This window comes from Curtobacterium sp. Csp2, assembly GCF_013347165.1.
The window spans coordinates 742,436-760,579 of the sequence record NZ_CP054593.1 but is presented as its reverse complement, the minus strand read 5'-3'; the positions used below and the strand labels follow the sequence as shown (position 1 = coordinate 760,579).

The window sequence follows — 18,144 nt, the reverse complement described above, 5'->3', positions numbered from 1 at the left end:
GCGCGAGACCTCAGCACATCCGCCGGACCCCGCCAGCCGGTCCGGAGCACCGTGGGCGGCACACCCGACCCCCACCGCACCAGGAGGAACCATGCTGCTCGAGGGCAAGACCATCGTCGTCACCGGCGGCAACAGCGGCATCGGCGAGCAGATCTGCCTCGCCGCCGCAGCCGAGGGCGCGAACATCGTCATCGACTACGTCGCCCACCCCGAGGAGACCGAGTCCCTGATCGACCGCATCGAGCACGCGGGCGGCCACGCGGTCGGCGTCGACGCGGACATCACCCGCGCCGACGACCTGCACCGGATGGTCCAGAAGGCCGTCGACGCCTTCGGCTCGCTCGACGTCCTCGTGAACAACGCCGGGATCGAGGACCGGAAGTCGCTGCTCGAGGAGACCGAGGACGGCTACGACAAGGTGATGGCCGTGAACATGAAGAGTGCGTTCTTCGGCACCCAGGCGGCCGCGAAGCAGTTCATCGCGCAGGGCCACGGCGGCCTCGTCCTGAACATCTCGAGCGTCCACGAGGACTGGCCGATGCCCGGCAACCTGGCGTACTGCGTCGCCAAGGGCGGCGTGCGCATGCTCGCCCGGAGCGGCGGCGTCGAGCTCGGCCCGCACGGCGTCCGGATCGTGAACATCGCCCCCGGCGCCGTCGACACCCCGATCAACACGGCGACGACGTCCGACCCCGACAAGCTCAAGCAGCTCGACGACGCCATCCCGCTCGGTCGACCCGCGAAGCCGCACGAGATCGCCGAGGTGGTCGTCTTCCTCGCCTCCGGCAAGGCCGCCTACATGACGAGCACGACCGTCACCATCGACGGCGGCATCTCGCAGGGCAGCGTCGGTCTGTAGACGGGAGCGCACGACGGACGGGAGGATCGTGGCGGCGCCGCCACGATCCTCCCGTCCGTCCCGTGGCGCGTCAGCGCCGGTGTCGGGTCAGCGCAACCAGCGGTACTCGTACTCCGGCCGACCCGGCCCGCTGTGCCGCACGTCCTTGTCGACCTGGCCCGCGGCGATCAGGTGCTCGAGGTACCGCCGCGCGGTGACGCGCGAGGTCCCCGTGGCCTGCGCGACCTCGGTGGCGGATGCGCCTCCGTCCGCGCCGATCAGCACGGAGCGGACCGTCTCGAGCGTCTCCGGGGCGATGCCCTTCTCCGACTCGGCCGGCGCAGCCGGTCGCAGTGTCCCGAGCCGCGCGTCGATGTCCGCCTGCGTGAGCGACCGCCGGTCCTCGAAGCCCCGGCGGTACTCGCGGTACGTCGTGAGCCGGTCCGCGAAGGTGCGGAAGCTGAACGGCTTGACGAGGTACTGGACGATCCCGAGCGCGATCGCGTTCCGCACGCCCCGGACGTCGTTCGCGGCGGTGACGGCGATGACGTCGACGGCGGAGCCGGCGGTGCGCAGCGCGCGGACGAGCTGGAGTCCGTGCGCGTCGGGCAGGTTGAAGTCGAGCAGCACCAGGTCCGGCTTCTCCGCAGCGACCGCGGCGAGCATCTCCCGACCGGTGGCGGCGGACGCGACGACGGTGAAGCCGTCGACGCGGCCGACGTACGCGGCGTGGGCCTCGGCGGTGAGCGGCTCGTCTTCGACGATCAGGACGCGGATCGTGTCCGTCACGCGGGCACCTGCCGCGGCTCGAGCTCGACCACGAAGGTGCTGCCGGTCGGGCCGGTGTCGACGGTCATCGTCCCGCCGATGTCGGCGAGCGCGGAGCGGACGAGGTCGAGTCCGAGGCCGCGCCCCTCCGGCCCGGACGGCTTCGTCGACCAGCCCCGCTCGGCGGCCGCGGCGACGTCGGCGATCCCGGGGCCGTTGTCCGCGACGACCATCCGGGTGCGCCCGTCGTCCTGCGTCGTGACGGTGACGGCGACCCGCGGCCCACCCGGACCGCCGGGGTGCTCGGCCACCGCGTCGACGGCGTTGTCGACGAGGTTCCCGAGCACCGTGATGACGTCGCTCGCCGGCGCGGCCACCGGAGCGTGCAGGCCGTCGGTGTCGGCCACGAGCACGACCCCGCGCTCGTGGGCCTGCGCGCGCTTGGCGTGCAGGACGGCGGCGAGGACCTCGGGCGTCACGGCCAGGGGGCCGTCGTCGTCGGCGTGCCATGCCGGATCAGGTGCTTGCACCGCCTGCCGGTCGATCTGGTGCCGGTCGATCTCGTCGGACGCGAACCGGATCGCCTCGTCGACCCGCCCGAGCTCCAGCAGGGCCACGACGGTGTGCAGCCGGTTCGCGAACTCGTGCGTCTGCGACCGGAGCGCCCCGGTGAGCGTCCGGGTCGCCGCGAGCTCGCCGGACAGGTGCAGCAGGTCGGTCTGGTCGCGGATCGTCGCGACCGTGCCGACCGGCTTCGCGGAGCCCCGCGGGAACGCCAGCTCCTGGTTCACGACGAGCACCCGGTCCGCGGTCACGTGGGTCTCGTCGACGGCGCGGTCCCCCGACGCAAGCAGCGTGCGGAGTCCGTCCGGGACGTCGAGCGCGGCGAGCGGGATCGGCTCCTGACGCTCGGCGGGCGGGGGCAGGTGCAGGAGCTCGGCGGCGCGGTCGTTGTGCAGGACGACGGCCCCGCTCCGGTCGATCACGACGAGTCCCTCGTGCACCGAGTGGAGCACGCCCTCGTACGAGGCGAAGACCCGCGCGAGCTCCTCGGGCCCGCGGCCGGCGGTCACCCGGCCGAGGTACCGGCTGAGCAGCCACGAGAACAGCGCGGACACGGCCACCACGGCCAGGGCCAGCACCGCGACGGACCCGAGCCGCGGGACGAGCGCGGTGGAGATGTTCGCGACGGTGACACCCGCGGCGACGAGCCCGACGACCTTCCCGTCCTGGTCGGTGATCGGCGTGACGGCCCGGACGGAGGGGCCGAGCGTCCCGGCGAACGTCTCCGTGAAGGTCTGCCCGTCCAGCGCCGGGGCGATCGTCCCGCGGAACTGCCGACCGATCTCGGCACGGTCCGGGTGCGTCCACCGGGTGCGGCCCGGCGCCATGATCGTGATGAAGTCCGTGTGCGTGCGGCGCATCAGGTCGAGCGCGTAGGGCTCGAGTCGCGCCGAGGGATCGGCGGTGGCCGCCTGCTCGACCACGAAGGGGTTCCGGGCGATCGACACGGCGAGCGCGGTGCTCTTCTCGGCGGCGTCGGCCTGCAGGTCCGCCCGCGCCGATGCCCAGCTCCACGCGCCGCCCACCGCGACGCCGACCACGACGAACAGCAGCTGCAGCGCGAAGAGCCGTCTGGCGATGCTCCACCGTCTCGGTGCCACGGTCGGACCCTCCTCGCCTCGTCGCGGGACCACCATTCTGCGACACCGCACGGCGGTGTGGGGCATCCGTGAACGCAATGAACGCAAGTCACGCCCGGCCCACGGTCTGCGGCAGGGTGGGCCCGTCCCCCCGGGGAACGAGCCGACCGAGGTGACGACGCCCCGGTCCTGACGACAAGGAAGTCTCATGGCATCGACGCACTCGTCCACCGCACGCCCCGTCCGGCGGCGCGGGCTGGACCGTTCGCACTGGCTCTACATCGCGGTCATCGTGGCCGTGCTCGCCGGCATCGTGGTCGGGCTCACCGCCCCGACGTTCGCGGTCGGCCTCAAGCCCATCGGGGACGGCTTCATCGCCCTCATCAAGATGATGATCGCCCCCGTCATCTTCTGCACGATCGTCCTCGGCGTCGGCTCGATCGCCAAGGCGGCGACGGTCGGCAAGGTCGGTGGGCTCGCGCTCGGGTACTTCATCGCGATGTCCACGTTCGCCCTCGCGATCGGCCTGGTGGTCGGCAACCTGATCCACCCCGGCGACCACCTCGACATGTCCACCGCGAAGTACGACCCGCCGTCGGGCTCGACAGAGGACGCGTCGTCGACGTCCGGGTTCCTGCTCGGGATCATCCCCGCGACCCTGGTGTCGTCGCTCACGAGCGGCAGCATCCTGCAGACGCTCTTCGTCGCCCTGCTCGTCGGCTTCGCGCTCCAGGCGATGGGCGAGAAGGGTGCGCCGATCCTGACCGGCATCCGGCACCTGCAGGCCCTGGTGTTCCGCATCCTCGCGATGGTGATGTGGGTTGCCCCGGTCGGCGCCTTCGGAGCGATCGCGGCGGTCGTCGGTGCCACCGGTGTCGCGGCGCTCGTCGCGCTCGGCACGCTCATGGTCGCCTTCTACATCACCTGCATCGTCTTCGTCGTCGGGGTGCTCGGGCTCCTGCTCCGGCTCGTCACCGGCGTCAACATCTTCCGGCTCATGAAGTACCTCGGCCGCGAGTACCTGCTCATCGTGTCGACGTCCTCGAGCGAGGTCAGCCTGCCCCGCCTCATCGCCAAGATGGAGCACCTCGGCGTCTCGAAGCCCGTCGTCGGCGTCACCGTGCCGACCGGCTACTCGTTCAACCTCGACGGCACGGCCATCTACCTGACGATGTCCTCGCTGTTCATCGCGAACGCCCTCGGCACCCCGCTGAACATCCCGGAGCAGATCTCGCTCCTGGTCTTCATGATCATCGCCTCGAAGGGCGCGGCGGGCGTCACCGGCGCCGGCCTCGCGACCCTCGCCGGCGGTCTCCAGGCGCACCGTCCCGATCTGGTGAACGGCGTCGGGCTGATCGTCGGCATCGACCGGTTCATGTCCGAGGCCCGCGCCCTGACGAACTTCACCGGCAACGCCGTCGCGACCGTCCTGGTCGGCACCTGGACGCGCCAGATCGACAAGGAGCAGGTCGAGCGGGTGCTGTCCGGTGCCGCGCCGTTCGACGAGCGGACCATGTCCGCCGACGAGCACGGCGCACCGGCCGCGTCGGCGTCGGCGTCGGCGTCGGCGTCGGCGTCGGCGTCAGACCAGCAGGAGCGCATCTCGACCGAGGCCGTCCGCACCATCGTCGAGCCCGAGCGCCAGGCCACCACCCGCCGGTAGTCCCCCCGACACGAGGAGATCGACGATGATCACGAACCCCAACCACACGACGCCCGCCCCCGCCACCGTCCCCGGTTCACCCCGCGTCACCCTGGAGGCGTGGGTCGCCCGGGTCGCGTCCCTCACCTGCCCCGATGCCGTCGTCTGGTGCGACGGGTCACCGGACGAGACCGCTCGCCTCACGCAGCAGCTCGTCGACGAGGGCAAGCTGATCGCCCTCGACGCGGAGCGCCGACCGAACAGCTACCTCGCCCGCTCGGCGCCCGACGACGTCGCCCGGGTCGAGGGTCGGACCTTCACGTGCTCCCGCACCCCGGAGGACGCCGGCCCGACGAACCTCTGGCGGGACCCGGACGCCATGCGTGCGGAGCTGGACGGCCTGTTCGCCGGGAGCATGCGCGGCCGGACGATGTACGTCGTGCCGTTCTCGATGGGCCCGGTGGGCGGTCCCATCTCGCAGCTCGGGGTCGAGGTAACCGACTCGGCGTACGTCGTGCTCAGCATGGGCAAGACCACGCGCCTCGGCCCGGAGGTGCTCCGCGCGATCGGGGCCGGCGTGCCGTGGGTCGCGACCGTGCACAGCGTCGGGATGCCCCTGCGCGACGCGGCCGGCACCGAGCGGTCGGACGTGGTGTGGCCCTGCGCCGAGACGAAGTACATCGTGCAGTTCCCCGAGACGCGGGAGGTCTGGTCGTACGGCTCGGGCTACGGCGGCAACGCGCTGCTCGCGAAGAAGTGCTTCGCGCTCCGGATCGCGTCGGTGATGGGCCGCGACGAGGGCTGGCTCGCCGAGCACATGCTCCTCATCCGGCTGACCTCGCCGGAGGGCCGGGCGTTCCACGTCGCAGCGGCGTTCCCCTCGGCCTGCGGCAAGACGAACCTCGCGATGCTCCAGCCCGCGCTGCCCGGGTGGTCCGTCGAGACCATCGGCGACGACATCGCCTGGCTGCGGCCGGGTTCCGACGGCCGGCTCCACGCGATCAACCCCGAGGCGGGACTGTTCGGCGTCGCACCCGGTACCGGCGCCGACACGAACCCGGTCGCCGTCGAGACGATCGCCGCCGACACGATCTTCACGAACGTCGCCCTGACCGACGACGGCGACGTCTGGTGGGAGGGTCTGACGCCGGAGCCGCCCGCGCACCTCGTCGACTGGACGGGTGCGGACTGGACCCCGGCCAGCGGGGCCCCGGCCGCGCACCCGAACGCCCGGTTCACCGTCGCGCTCGACCGCTGCCCGTCGCTCGCGGCCGACGTCGAGACGAGCGTGCCGATCGACGCCGTCGTGTTCGGCGGCCGACGCTCGACGAACGTGCCGCTCGTGGCCCAGGCGCCGACGTGGGCCGAGGGCGTGTTCATGGGCGCGACCGTGTCGTCCGAGCGCACCGCCGCGGCCGAGGGGACGGTCGGCGAGCTCCGCCGCGACCCGTTCGCGATGCTGCCGTTCTGCGGCTACGACATGGCCGAGCACTGGTCGCACTGGCTCGACATCGGCGAGCAGCTCGGCGCCGGTGCCCCCGCGGTCTTCCAGGTGAACTGGTTCCGCAAGGACCAGGACGGCAGCTTCCTGTGGCCGGGCTTCCGCGAGAACGCCCGCGTGCTGGAGTGGATCGCCCGCCGGGTCGAGGGCGCCGTCCCCGCGGTCGAGAGCCCGGTCGGCCTGCTCCCCGACGTGGACGACCTGGACGTGCAGGGGCTCGCGATCTCGGACGCCCAGCTCGACGCCCTGTTCGCCGTCGACCCGGACTCGTGGCTCGAGGAGTGCCGCCGCACCGAGGAGTTCCTCGACGAGTTCGCCGGCCGCTCCCCCGCGGTCTTCACCGCTCTCCTCGACGAGCGGCGGGCAGCCCTGCACGCCGCCGCGGCCGCCCCTGCCCGCACCCCGCAGGTCGTCTGATGGCGACCTCGCCCAGCACCACACCCGGCGCGCAGCCCAGCACCACACCCGGCGCGCCGCCGTCCGCGGCGGACCGCGCACGACTGCAGCGCGCCTGGACCGACAAGCTCGCCGCCGCCGAGGCGATGGTCCCCCTCATCGGACGCCTGTACCGCCGGGACGACGTCGTCACCTCGGTCTACGGCCGGCCCCTCGTCGGCGAGTCCCCGATCGGGATCGTCAAGGCGCACCGCTCCACGCGCCGGGTCGACGAGACCGAGCTCCCCGTGACCGAGAGCCTGGCGATCCTCACCGAGCTCGACGCCATGACCCTGTCCTCGGCGTCCGTCGACCTCGCCGACCTCGCCGCCCGCCACCGTGCCGATCCGCTCGGCACGCCGCTCCGCGAGTTCCTCGAGGACGAACTCTTCCTCGCCCGCGGCGCCGCACCGCACGACGGCCCCGCCGGTCCCCGCCCCGCCCCGCGCGACGTCGTCCTGTACGGCTTCGGGCGCATCGGCCGGATGCTCGCCCGGATCCTGCTCGAACGCGCCGGCGAGCACGCGCCCCTCGCGCTCCGCGCCGTCGTCGTCCGTCGCCGCGGTCCCGACGACCTGGTGAAGCGCGCGAGCCTGCTCCGCCGGGACTCGATCCACGGCCCGTTCGCCGGCACCGTCACGGTGGACCCCGAGCACGACACGATCACCGCGAACGGCACGCTGATCCAGTTCCTCTCGGCGGACGCCCCGAGCGCGGTCGACTACCGCGCCCACGGCATCGAGGACGCGATCGTCGTCGACACCACCGGCCGCTGGCGGGACGCCGAGGGCCTCGAGCAGCACCTGCTCGCCCCCGGAGCCGCCCGGGTGCTCCTCACCGCCCCGGGCACGGGCGGGGTGCCGAACGTCGTGCACGGGATCAACCACGACCAGGTCGGTGACGCCCCGGTCGTCAGCGCGGCCTCGTGCACGACGAACGCGATCGTCCCCGTCCTCAAGGCGGTGTCCGACGCGTACGGCGTCGTGCACGGCCACGTCGAGACCGTGCACTCGGCGACGAACGACCAGAACCTCGTCGACAACTACCACCCCGCCGACCGGCGCGGTCGGGCGGCGGGATTGAACATGGTCATCACCGCCACCGGTGCGGCGCGCGCCGCCGAGAAGGCCCTGCCCGAGCTGCGGGGTCGACTCACCGGCAACGCCGTCCGCGTCCCGACGCCGAACGTGTCGCTCGCGGTCCTGCACCTGACCCTCGCCCGGCCCGTCACGCGCGACGCCCTGAACGGTCTGCTCCGCGACGCGTCGCTCACCTCGTCGCTCCGCCGCCAGATCGACTACGTCGAGTCCCCCGAGGTCGTCTCGACGGACTTCCTCGGCAGCCGCCGCGCGGGCGTCGTCGACGGGCTCGCGACGATCGCGGACGGCTCCGAGCACGTGGTCCTGTACGTCTGGTACGACAACGAGTCCGGCTACAGCCGGCAGGTCCACCGCATCCTGCAGGAGATGGCGGGTGGCCGTGCAACGGCACTCCCCGCCACCCCGGCCGGGAGGCGCGCAGCCGCCCGCCCCGCCGGCGGTAGCCTGCAGACGTGCGGCACCTCCGAGCGGTCCTGTTCGACCTCGACGGGACGCTCTTCGACCATCGAGGCGCGTCCAGGCGCGGTGCAGCGGAGTTCCTGACGAGCCTCGCGCTGCGTCCCAGCGAGTCGGCGCTGCGACGGTGGGCAGCTGCCGAGGACGAGCACTTCGAACGGTGGCGGTCGGGCGAGATCGGGTTCGCCGAACAGCGTCGGGAGCGTCTGCGCACGGTGCTGCCGGCGCTCGGACAACCGCTCGACCTCGACGACACCGCGACACTCGACGACCTGTTCGCGGACTACCTCCGGCGGTACCGGGCCGCGTGGCGAGCGTTCCCCGGGAGCCGGGACCTGCTCGACGAACTCCGGTCCCGCGGGTACCGCCTGGGGCTCCTGACCAACGGCGACGCGGAACAACAGCTCGACAAGCTCGCACGGACCGGGCTCGGCGATGCGTTCGACGTCGTCCACGCGTCGGGGCGGACGGGGCTGCAGAAGCCGGACGAGCGGGCCTTCACCGGCATCGCGCGCGCCCTCGGTGTCGCCCCGTCCGCGTGCCTGTTCGTCGGTGACGACCCCGAGCGAGACGTCGCCGGAGCCCGTCGAGCCGGGATGCGTGGGCTGCTCGTGGCCCGCGAGACCACCGGGCAGGAAGCCGTGCGGGCGGCCGTCCTCCGCGCCCTGGAGCCGGGCGGCCCCGTACTGTTCGAGGCGTGACCGACTCGCTGCTGCACACGCTCGTCGGCGTGCTGCTGCTCGTCGCGGTCGCGACGGCCGTCCTGCTCGCGACGCGGGCCGAGGCCCCGTGGGCACCCGCGGTCGCGATCCTGCGCGGCGCAGCGCAGCTCGCGGTGATCAGCCTCGTGCTGTCCGGGGTCATCCGCTCACCCGTGTTGATCGCCGTCGCGCTCGTGGTGATGTTCTCCGTCGCGGTGGTCACGGCTGCCCGACGGCTCGGCACACTGCGCGAGTCCGCGCTCCCGGTCGGTGTCTCGATGGCCATCGGCATCGTCGTCACGGGTGCGGTGGTGTTCGGCACCGGGGCGATCGAGCTGAGCCCGCGGTACGCGCTGGCCGTCGGCGGGATCGTGATCGGCAACGCGATGACCATCGCGACGATCAGTGGTCGCCGCTTCCGCGAGTTGCTCGTCGACCAGTGGGACACCGTCGAGGGGTGGCTCGCGCTCGGCGCTCCCCCGCGCCGTGCGACCGAGACCCTGGTGCGCCGTGCCGTCAGTGCAGCACTCGTCCCGACGGTCGACCAGACGAAGACGACGGGACTGGTGACCCTGCCTGGCGCCTTCGTCGGAGCGGTGTTCGGCGGGCTCTCCCCGCTCGAGGCCGGGCGCTTCCAGATCGTCGTGCTCGCCGCCATCGCGACCGCCGGGGCCTGCACGGCCGTGTGCCTGACGCGGTGGCTCGCCCCGGTGACCGTGCGCCCGACGGACGGGCGTCGCTGACGCACCGCGATCCTCCAGGCCGGCGCGGACCCGGCCGATCTGGGGGTTGTGGCGCAGTGGACCGAACGGTTCACTCGGAGGGACGCCGTACCCCGGTGAGAAAGGGAGACCCCGTTCCATGCGTTCGATCGTGTACACCAGCACGCAGACCCGTCCGATCACGGACACCGAGCTCGCCCAGATCCTCGCGGTCGGCCGCGAGAAGAACACCGTGCTCGGGGTGACCGGCATCCTCGCGCACAAGGGCGACAACTGCCTCGGCATCCTCGAGGGCGACGACGCCGTCGTCGGTGCGCGCTTCGGGCAGGTCCGAACCGATCCTCGGCACACGAACGTCCGGGTCCTCATGGACGAATCGATCGAGCAGCGCGCCTTCCCGGACTGGTCGATGGCGTTCCAACCGATCGACCCGTTGATGGAGCAGGTCCCGGGGTTCAGCGACCTCTTCGCGCCCGGTCGCCCGCTCGACCCGGCCGCGGGCCTGAGCCGCGCTCGGGGTCTGCTCGAGTGGTTCCGGAAGCACCCGCTCGCGCCCCTGACGAGCCGGAGCGCCGAAGCGGACGAGGCACCGCGCACGCGGGCGATCAACGGTGCGATCCTCGCGCTCCACGACGGCGGGGTGACGCGGTTCAGCCTCGAGGTCGCCGCGGCGCACGCCGGGATGACCGCGACGGAGGTGCGCGCGGCGTTCCCGACCGAGCGCGCGTTGCTCGCGGCCACGGTGGAACGGTGGACCCTGGCGATCTCGACGCCGCTGACGCCACTGATGGCCGAGAAGGGAACGGTCGCGTACCTGCACGCGCTCCTCGCGGCGCAGGCCGAGGAACCGGGGCTCGTGGAGCTCCTCGCTGCGAGTCTCGTCTCCGCGGCAGACCCGACGGTCGACGGAGCCGACTACTACCGATCGATCTACCGCCGCTTCCGGGAGTCCGTCCGGAACGGTCTCGCCGAGGACGTGCGCGCGGGCCGCGAGCCGGAGACGATGGACCCGGTCCGCGGTGCCGAACAGCTCCTGGCCCTGTACGACGGGCTGCGGCTGCAGGCACTGCTCACCAGCGACACCGACCTCGTCGACGCGTTCGACCGGGCTGCGACGCGGATGCGTCGTGGCTGGTCGGAACAGTACGAGCAGCCGACGTACTGGGACATCCCGGTCGCCGGAGCCCGGGAGTAGCCGAGTCCCGTCTTTCGCCGGACGGCGACGGACTCAGGCTCCCGGCAACTCCACCTCGCCGCCCCACCCGTCGTACGTGCCACCGTTCCGTTCGACGACCTCGAACACCTCCGTCACGAACCGGACCGGCTCGTCCGCGTCGAGGCGTTCGGACTTGTGCGCCTCGATCGTCGTACTGAAGAGCTTCGCGCGGACGTCAACCGTGTAGCCCAGTGCACGCAGCGCCTCGGCAGCCGACGTCGCAGCGCCCTTCGAACGGAACAGCGCAACGTGGTCGACGACGCGCGGCACCTCGAGCCGGTCGCCCATCTGCCGGCGCGCATCGAGCTGCTGTCCGGTGTCGGCGAGGGTGACGGCGAGCGAGGATCGGGCCATGCCTGCAGGGTAGCGGCAGGGTCGGCCCCGTGGACGATCTGCGACCGACGTGCGACCCTGGTGCCCCGGCACTCCGTCGTGTCGGTCGAGGGGGGCACCATGACCACGTCCGAGCGCACATCCGGAGGGCTCCGCCTGCAGCACCCGCAACGGATCGCCGCACGGCTCGGCACCGGCGTCGTCGTCGGCCTCGTCACCGTGTACGCGGTCGCGGTGATCGCCACCGCCCCGTTCGGTGGCGACTCGACCACGAACCCACTGGTGCTCGCGGGACTCGCCGTGGTGGGCGCCGCCGCCGTGGCCGTCGGCAACCGCCGGCCGGCGGTCGGCGCCACCGCAGGCGCCGTCGTGCTCCTCGTCACCGTGTTCGCGGTCACGCAGCGGATCTCCTGGACGACCGGGACCACGCAGTGGTAGAGCCGGACGGACGCCGTCGGGTACGCCGCGGTCAGCGCCTACCCCGCGATCGTCGGCGCGGTGCTCCTGGCCGCGTCGGTCGTACGCGGGCGCAGCCGTGCACGGACGACGGACGGGTGATCAGCTCGGCGCCGGATCGAGGATGAACGTGTCGAAGAGAGCGCGACCGGAACGGTCGGCGGTCGTGGCCTCGATCACGAGCCCGTCCGATCCGCTCGGCACGTCGATGGTCGTCCGGGCCGTCGTGCCGCACGTGACGTCGACCTGCCCGAGGGTCGCTCCCGCCCGGGTGACGTCCCCGCCCACGTCGCGGAACGTCCGAACCGTGACGTGCACGTGCGTCGTCGATCGGCAGACTGCCACGAGGTCGTAGCGCCCGGCGACCGCCGACTGCATCGATCCGGAAGCTGCCGGGCTGCCGCTGTCCGACGCGATCAGTCTGCCGCCCAGACCACCCCTGCTGTCGGCACCGTCACCGAACTGCGCGGTCATCTGGCTCATCCAGGCCTGTTGGTCGGCGTCGTCTGCTCGTTCCCGGGCGTGGTCGTCCTCACTGCAGCCGGCGAGCAGCAGGACCACGGCCGACGCAAGGACACCCGTCATCGCCTTCCGACCGCGCAGCATGCGCCGATCCTCCCGTGGCAGCGCGCCGCGACGCCACCCCGAGAACAGGTGGGGCGCGGCAGTGGGCCATGCCGGGACGAGCCGGGCGACCGGCTGCGGACGATGACGTGGTGATCGAGGCGGCGCGCGTTCGACGCGGAGCTTCACCCCAGGACGGACGGGAGGCGCGGTGCCAGCTGGCACCGCGCCTCCCGTCCGTCCCGTGGTCCCGTCTACCGGACGGCCACCACCCGCACGTCCCAGGCCCCGAGCGACAGCTCGGACCCCGCCGCGAGCGCCCCGCCGTCGAGGACGTCCTGGGCGTCGACCGGCACGGTGAAGGTACTCGGCGTCCACGACCAGTTGTGCACGACGTGCACGGTCTCCCCGCGCTGGTTCACCGCGCTCGCGACCGACTGCGTGTCGGTCTGCGGCCGCCACGCGGTCGCCCCGTTCCCCTGCGCGACCGCCCAGTCCACGACGGCGGCGGCGAGCGCCGGGTCCGGCACCGTGCCGACGTACGTGACCCGCCCGGCGCCGTGGGCCCGCGTCGTGACGGCGGCGAAGCGGCCGTGGTGCGGGTGGTCGTAGCCGGCGAGGACGTCGGCGTCGTCCACGAGCAGCCCGTCCGCCCACCGTGTCGCGGTGGCACCGGTCGGCACCGCGAAGCCGAGGGCGTCGGCTGCGGCTCCGGCGGTCACCGGGATGCGGTGCCCGAGATTGCTGAACTCGTCGTAGTGCACGCCCGCGGCGGTGTCGAGGAACGCGGGCTTGCGCTCGAGCCGTGCGCGGGCCTCGTGGTCCTCGTAGCCGGTGCGGATGCCGACGACCAGGTGCCCGCCGGCCTCGGCGTACGCGGCGAGCCACTGCAGCTGCGCGTCGGTCGCGATCGTGAACGCGGCGGCGACGAGGACCGGACGCTCCCGGGCGAAGGACGCGGGGTCCCGGTCGAACACCTGCGACGGGTGCACCGTGTTCGCCTGCAGCCCGGCGTCGAACACGCCCCGGGCGAAGGCGTCGTACACGGTCTGCCACGAGCGGCGGTCGGGCTCCGGTCCGTCGCCGAGGGCGGGGTGCTCGTTCAGCGCCCACTTCGACTCGTTCGAGAACAGCAGGGCGACGTCGGCGTGCGGCCGGAGTCCGGCGACCCGGTCCCCCGCGTGCCGGAACTCCGCACCGATGCGGGCGATCTCCTCGTACGTGCGGCCCGGCTGCTGCGAGTGCGGGAGCACGCCACCCCAGTAGGTCTCGACCCCGAAGTGGAGCGTGTGCCAGTGCCAGTACTCGATCATCGACGCACCACGGGACACCAGCGCCCACGCCGCCTGGCGCCACTGCCCCTCGTACGCGGGCTCGTTCGTCCACGAGAAGCCGATCGCCTGCGCGTTCGTCTCGGTGACCAGGAACGGCGCCTGCTTCGAGCCGTACATCCGGTCGCCGGTCGCGACGATCGTCCACGCACCCGACGACGTCCAGTACTGCGGCGCCTCGTCGGTGTTCGGGAGCGCGAGGGCGTCCTGCATCCGGTAGTAGGGGTTCCCGGCGGTGACGTCGAGGGCACGGGTCAGGGCGTCGTCCTCGACGGTGGGGCGCTCGTACGAGATGCACGTCGTGACGAACTGGTCCTCGCGGGCGTACTCGCGGACGATCGACGCCTGCCAGCCGATGAAGTCGGTCGTCAGGGAGGCCTGGAACCGCCGCCAGGCCAGGTCGTACTGGGGCTGGACGTTGCCGTCGGGCGTCCACAGGTCCGCCCAGGTGGACAGGCGGTGCGACCAGTAGGTCAGGCCCCACTCCTCGTTGAGGCGTTCGACCGTGCCGTAGGTGTGGCGCAGGTGGTCGACGAAGCGTTGGAACACCTCGGGGTTCGCGATCAGCTCGTTGCCCGGCTCGTTGTCGACCTGGTACCCGATCACCGCCGGGTGGTCGGCGTACCGGGCCACGATCTTCCGGATCACGCGCTCGGCGTGGAACAGGAACGCCGGGTGGGCGTGGTCGATCTCCTGCCGGGCGCCCCAGCCCATCGCCTCGCCGCCGGTCCGGCGGCGGACGTTGATCTCCGGCACGATCCGCGCGAGCCACATCGGCACCGCGTACGTCGGCGTGCCGAGGACCACCCGGATGCCGTGCTCGTGCGCGGCGTCGAGCACGGGTGCGAGCCACTCCAGGTCGAACCGGCCGTTCTCCGGCTCCCAGGTGCTCCAGACGGACTCGCCGACGCGGACGACCGAGAAGCCGGCCTCCTGCATGAGGCGCATGTCCTCGTCGAGCCGGGGGGTGGGCTGGTACTCGTGGTAGTACGCGGCGCCGAAGAGGACGCGGTCGTGCTGCATGGTGCGGGGTGCTCCGTTCGAAGGGGGTCGGTGGTCGGGGGCGGGAGAGGTCATCCCTTGACCGCTCCCGCGGTCAGGCCGTCGAGCAACTGCTTCCGGAGGAGCAGGAACACGAGGATCGTCGGCACGCTCGCCAGGACGGCACCGGCCAGCACGAGGTCGTACGAGCGGTTCTCGGACGCGAAGATCGCGTTGAGGCCGAGCGGCAGCGTGTACTGGTCGGAGTTCGACACGAGCACGAGCGGCCAGAGGAACGAGTTGTAGCTCTGCAGGAAGCTCCACACGGCGAGCGCCCCGAGGGACGGGCGGAGCAGCGGGAGCACGACGCGGCGGAACGTGCCGAACTCCGAGTTGCCGTCGATGCGGGCGGCCTCGATGATCTCGTCCGGGATCGACTGGGTGATGAACTGCTGCATCATGAAGATGCCGAACGCGGGCGCCACCCACGGCACGATGAGCGAGAACCACGGGTTCGCGAGCCCCGACTTCACGACGAGGATGAACAGCGGCACGAGGATCACCGCGAACGGCACCGACAGCGACGAGAACATCACCGCGAACAGGACCCGCTTCCCCCGGAACCGGAACTTCGCGAACCCGTACCCGGCCATCGCGCAGACGAAGACGGACACTACGGTGGCGATCACCGCGGTGCCGACGCTGATGCCGAACCACGCCCAGAACGGCTGCGTGGTGAGCAGGTTCACGTAGTTCTCGCCGGTCGCCGGACTCGGGATGAGCGTCGGCGGCGTCGAGAAGATGTCGCCGCGGCGCTTGAACGACCCGGACAGCGCCCACAGCAGCGGGAACACGAACACGAGCAGCAGCACGATCAACGTGGCGTAGAGGAGGCCGCGGCGGGCGACCCAGCCCGGGGTGCGTGCCGGACCGGAACGGGGTCGTCGGCCGGCGCCCCTGGTGGTCACGGCCTCGGTGACGGTGGTGGCGGTCATGCGTCGTCCCTCCCGATGGCGAGCGCGCGGTTGAGGATCTGACTGACGCCGAACACGACGACGAACAGCACGACACCGGCTGCCGCCGCGTACCCGAACTGCTGCCGTTCGAACGCGGCGCGGTAGATGAACATGGCGACGGACAGGGTCGCTTCACCCGGTCCGCCCTTGGTGAGCAGGTAGGGCTCGTCGAACAGCTGGGCCGCACTGATGAAGGACGTCACGACGACGAACGCGGTCACCGGACGGATCGCCGGCAGCGTCACGTTCGTGAACTTCCGGAACGTCCCGGCGCCGTCGAGCGACGCGGCTTCGTACTGCTCCGGCGACACGTTCTGCAGGGCCGCCAGGAAGAAGATCGTCAGGTACCCGACCGTGCGCCAGAGCAGGACGAACCCGATGGCGACCTTCGCGAGCGTCGGGTCGCCGAGCCAGTCGGTGTTCGGCAGCCCGAACAGTGCCTTGAGCGTGGCGTTCAGCAGCCCGTAGTTCGTGTCGAACACCAGGCTGTAGATGAGCGCGATCACGATCGGCGACAGCACCATCGGGATGAAGAACGTCACGCGGAACAGGTCACGGGCGCGCAGGCCCTTCGCGTTGAGCGCCTGCGCGACCAGGAGCGACACCGGCACGATGACGAACACCGCGATGAGCGTGTAGATCAGCGAGTTGACCAGCGCCGTGCCGAAGCTCGTGTCCCGGAACAGGTTCGTGTAGTTCCGGAGTCCCACCCAGTCCGGCGTACCGAGCCCGACCCACTCGGTGAGCGACAGGTACACGGCGGCGAGCACCGGCACGATCATGAACAGGGCGTACAGGACGTAGAACGGCGCGATGAACAGGTACGGCGCACTGCCGCCGTTCGTGTTGAGCCGGCGACGACGGCCGGCGGGCGGATCCGCGGCGGCGGTCGTGGCGGACACCGGGATGCCGGTGGCGGTGGATGTGGACAACGTCGTCCTCCTCAGGCGCGGGTCTGACCGCGGAAGTCGGCCGCAGCGGCGTCGAGCGCCTGCTTCGGGGAGATCTGGCCCTTGTAGGCCTTGATGAGGTACCCGCTCAGGACGGTCTGCAGGATCGCGGCGTTCGCGCTCTGGTGCTGCGAGGGCACCTCGTCGACGACCGACTTGTAGACACCGAACAGCTGCTGTCCGCCGAAGTACGGGTCGCTCATCGCGGCGAGACGCGGGTCGTCGTACACCGAGCGCAGGGTCGGCAGGTAGCCGAGGTCCTGGTACCGCTTGACCTGCTGGTCGGGGTCCAGGTACGCGGCGAGGACGAGGTCGATGCCGGCCTGCGTGAGCGGCTTGTCGCGGAGCACCGCGAACCCGGTCCCGCCGCCGACGCTCGTGGTGCTGCCGCCGCCGGCGAACCGCGGCAGGTTGCGGACCCGCCACTTCCCCTGCTGCTCGGGCACGTTGGGCTTGATGCCGTAGCTCGCGTACCAGGACGGCATGTCCACCGCCAGGATCGTGCCGCCCTTCAGACCCGACTGCAGGCTGGGTCCGTACATGTCGGCGACCGTGGCGATCGCGCCGGACTGCACGCCGTCGACCAGGAACTGCAGGGTGCGCTCGGCCTCGGGCGTCTGGATCGCGATGTCGCCGGACTCGTCGTACAGGTCGCCACCGCGCTGGAGCAGCAGGATCTGGTAGCTCTGCAGCGTCCCGCCCGGGTCGGTCACCGCGACGGCGTGCAGCGAGACGCCCTTGCTCTTGCTGAGCTTCGCGCCGACCGCCATCGTCTCCTCCCACGTCGCCAGGTCGTCGGGGATGCCGAGCGCCCGGAACTGGTCGGCGCGGTGGTAGTAGACGCACAGCGGGGTGTCCGAGTCGAGCGCGTAGAGCCGCCCGTCCTTCGAGAACGGTGTCAGGCGCGCGCCGATCAGGTCGTCCTTCCGCGAGGCGACCGACGGTGACAGGTCGCTCAGGAGCTCCTTCGCGATGTCGCCGCGGAGCATCCGGCAGAACGCGCCGATCTCGAGACCCGCGACGTCCGGCGTCCCGGTGCCCGCGACGGCCTGCGCGATGAGCTTCGTCGGGATGTCGGCCGCCGCGATGGTCGTGATGTCGAGTGCGTAGTCGAACCGCGACTTCCGGTCCGCGACGGGCAGCGCCTGGGTGAAGAACTTCTCGTAGCCGGGGTCGTGCGTCCAGAAGGACAGGTCGGCCCGGCCGGAGCGGACGGCGGCGGAGGACTGCGGTGAGCACGCGGCGAGCAGGCCGCTCAGGGCGGCGGCTCCGCCGGCCGCGGCACCCCAGCGGAGCAGGTCGCGTCGGCTGGGTGCGCGGCGGTCGGACCGGCCTGGAGGATCGGGTTCGGTCCGACCGGTGGGTCGCGTCGGTACTGGGGTCACGAACGAACTCCTGACGTCGTCGTCGGGTGGGTGTCGGGGTGGTGTCGGGGTGGACGCGAGCGCATGTGAGCGCTCACGTACGGGCCGGACGCGAGCCGCGCCTCCC

General features: G+C 72.0%; 16 protein-coding genes. 8 read left to right on the top strand and 8 right to left on the bottom strand.

Features of this window, described 5'->3' with window-relative positions:
• Nucleotides 1-859: SDR family NAD(P)-dependent oxidoreductase (locus HUN59_RS03775; protein WP_368076201.1), on the top strand; the 859-nt coding region annotated here is incomplete at its 5' end.
• 87 nt (nucleotides 860-946) lie between these two features.
• On the opposite strand, the gene HUN59_RS03770 is transcribed toward HUN59_RS03775, so the two are convergent.
• Together HUN59_RS03770 and HUN59_RS03765 are read right to left on the bottom strand one after the other, a co-directional pair.
• Nucleotides 947-1,627, bottom strand: coding sequence for a response regulator (locus HUN59_RS03770; protein ID WP_174777550.1), 681 nt, complete (start codon nucleotides 1,625-1,627; stop codon nucleotides 947-949).
• Nucleotides 1,624-3,270 carry a sensor histidine kinase gene (locus HUN59_RS03765; protein WP_254629983.1) on the bottom strand — a complete coding sequence of 549 codons (1,647 nt, stop codon included), beginning with the start codon at nucleotides 3,268-3,270 and terminating at the stop codon, nucleotides 1,624-1,626. The genes HUN59_RS03770 and HUN59_RS03765 overlap by 4 nt, the downstream gene beginning before the upstream one ends.
• Before the next feature lie 187 nt (nucleotides 3,271-3,457).
• Between HUN59_RS03765 and HUN59_RS03760 the strand changes: the two genes are divergently transcribed.
• The 6 genes from HUN59_RS03760 to HUN59_RS03735 all read left to right on the top strand — a co-directional run bounded on the left by HUN59_RS03760 (nucleotide 3,458) and on the right by HUN59_RS03735 (nucleotide 11,001).
• A complete protein-coding gene (locus tag HUN59_RS03760) occupies nucleotides 3,458-4,912 on the top strand; it encodes a cation:dicarboxylate symporter family transporter (protein WP_174777548.1) in 1,455 nt (484 codons plus the stop codon).
• 25 nt (nucleotides 4,913-4,937) lie between these two features.
• Complete coding sequence (locus HUN59_RS03755; protein WP_174777547.1) at nucleotides 4,938-6,809, top strand: phosphoenolpyruvate carboxykinase (GTP); 1,872 nt, start codon at nucleotides 4,938-4,940, stop codon at nucleotides 6,807-6,809.
• Nucleotides 6,809-8,470 carry a glyceraldehyde-3-phosphate dehydrogenase gene (locus HUN59_RS03750; RefSeq protein ID WP_174777546.1) on the top strand — a complete coding sequence of 554 codons (1,662 nt, stop codon included), beginning with the start codon at nucleotides 6,809-6,811 and terminating at the stop codon, nucleotides 8,468-8,470. Before HUN59_RS03755 ends, HUN59_RS03750 begins: the two co-directional genes overlap by 1 nt.
• On the top strand, nucleotides 8,380-9,084 hold the full coding sequence (locus HUN59_RS03745) for an HAD family hydrolase (RefSeq protein ID WP_174777545.1): 705 nt from the start codon (nucleotides 8,380-8,382) through the stop codon (nucleotides 9,082-9,084). Before HUN59_RS03750 ends, HUN59_RS03745 begins: the two co-directional genes overlap by 91 nt.
• The gene (locus HUN59_RS03740) at nucleotides 9,081-9,827 is read left to right on the top strand and encodes an ABC transporter permease (protein WP_174777544.1); all 747 of its coding nucleotides are present in this window, start codon (nucleotides 9,081-9,083) and stop codon (nucleotides 9,825-9,827) included. The genes HUN59_RS03745 and HUN59_RS03740 overlap by 4 nt, the downstream gene beginning before the upstream one ends.
• A gap of 118 nt (nucleotides 9,828-9,945) precedes the next feature.
• Entirely contained in the window at nucleotides 9,946-11,001 is a 1,056-nt protein-coding gene (locus HUN59_RS03735; protein ID WP_174777543.1) for a BLUF domain-containing protein, read from the top strand.
• Between the two features lie 33 nt (nucleotides 11,002-11,034).
• On the opposite strand, the gene HUN59_RS03730 is transcribed toward HUN59_RS03735, so the two are convergent.
• Complete coding sequence (locus HUN59_RS03730; RefSeq protein WP_174777542.1) at nucleotides 11,035-11,376, bottom strand: ribonuclease E inhibitor RraB; 342 nt, start codon at nucleotides 11,374-11,376, stop codon at nucleotides 11,035-11,037.
• A gap of 99 nt (nucleotides 11,377-11,475) precedes the next feature.
• Here HUN59_RS03730 and HUN59_RS03725 point away from each other — a divergent pair, with 99 nt between their 5' ends.
• Entirely contained in the window at nucleotides 11,476-11,793 is a 318-nt protein-coding gene (locus HUN59_RS03725; RefSeq protein ID WP_174777541.1) for a hypothetical protein, read from the top strand.
• Between the two features lie 120 nt (nucleotides 11,794-11,913).
• Here HUN59_RS03725 and HUN59_RS03720 read toward each other — a convergent pair whose 3' ends face one another.
• The 5 genes from HUN59_RS03720 to HUN59_RS03700 all read right to left on the bottom strand — a co-directional run bounded on the left by HUN59_RS03720 (nucleotide 11,914) and on the right by HUN59_RS03700 (nucleotide 18,038).
• The gene (locus HUN59_RS03720; protein ID WP_174777540.1) at nucleotides 11,914-12,417 is read right to left on the bottom strand and encodes a hypothetical protein; all 504 of its coding nucleotides are present in this window, start codon (nucleotides 12,415-12,417) and stop codon (nucleotides 11,914-11,916) included.
• 212 nt (nucleotides 12,418-12,629) lie between these two features.
• Nucleotides 12,630-14,729: a beta-galactosidase gene (locus HUN59_RS03715; protein WP_144804766.1), complete on the bottom strand. Its 2,100-nt coding sequence runs from the start codon at nucleotides 14,727-14,729 to the stop codon at nucleotides 12,630-12,632.
• Nucleotides 14,730-14,779: 50 nt separating this feature from the next.
• Nucleotides 14,780-15,682, bottom strand: a complete 903-nt coding sequence (locus HUN59_RS03710) for a carbohydrate ABC transporter permease (protein ID WP_174777539.1) — start codon at nucleotides 15,680-15,682, stop codon at nucleotides 14,780-14,782.
• Nucleotides 15,679-16,635 (bottom strand): carbohydrate ABC transporter permease, encoded by a 957-nt coding sequence (locus HUN59_RS03705; RefSeq protein ID WP_254629982.1) that lies wholly within the window; start codon nucleotides 16,633-16,635, stop codon nucleotides 15,679-15,681. Before HUN59_RS03705 ends, HUN59_RS03710 begins: the two co-directional genes overlap by 4 nt.
• A gap of 11 nt (nucleotides 16,636-16,646) precedes the next feature.
• Entirely contained in the window at nucleotides 16,647-18,038 is a 1,392-nt protein-coding gene (locus HUN59_RS03700) for an ABC transporter substrate-binding protein (protein WP_217483612.1), read from the bottom strand.
• Between the last annotated feature and the right edge of the window lie 106 nt (nucleotides 18,039-18,144).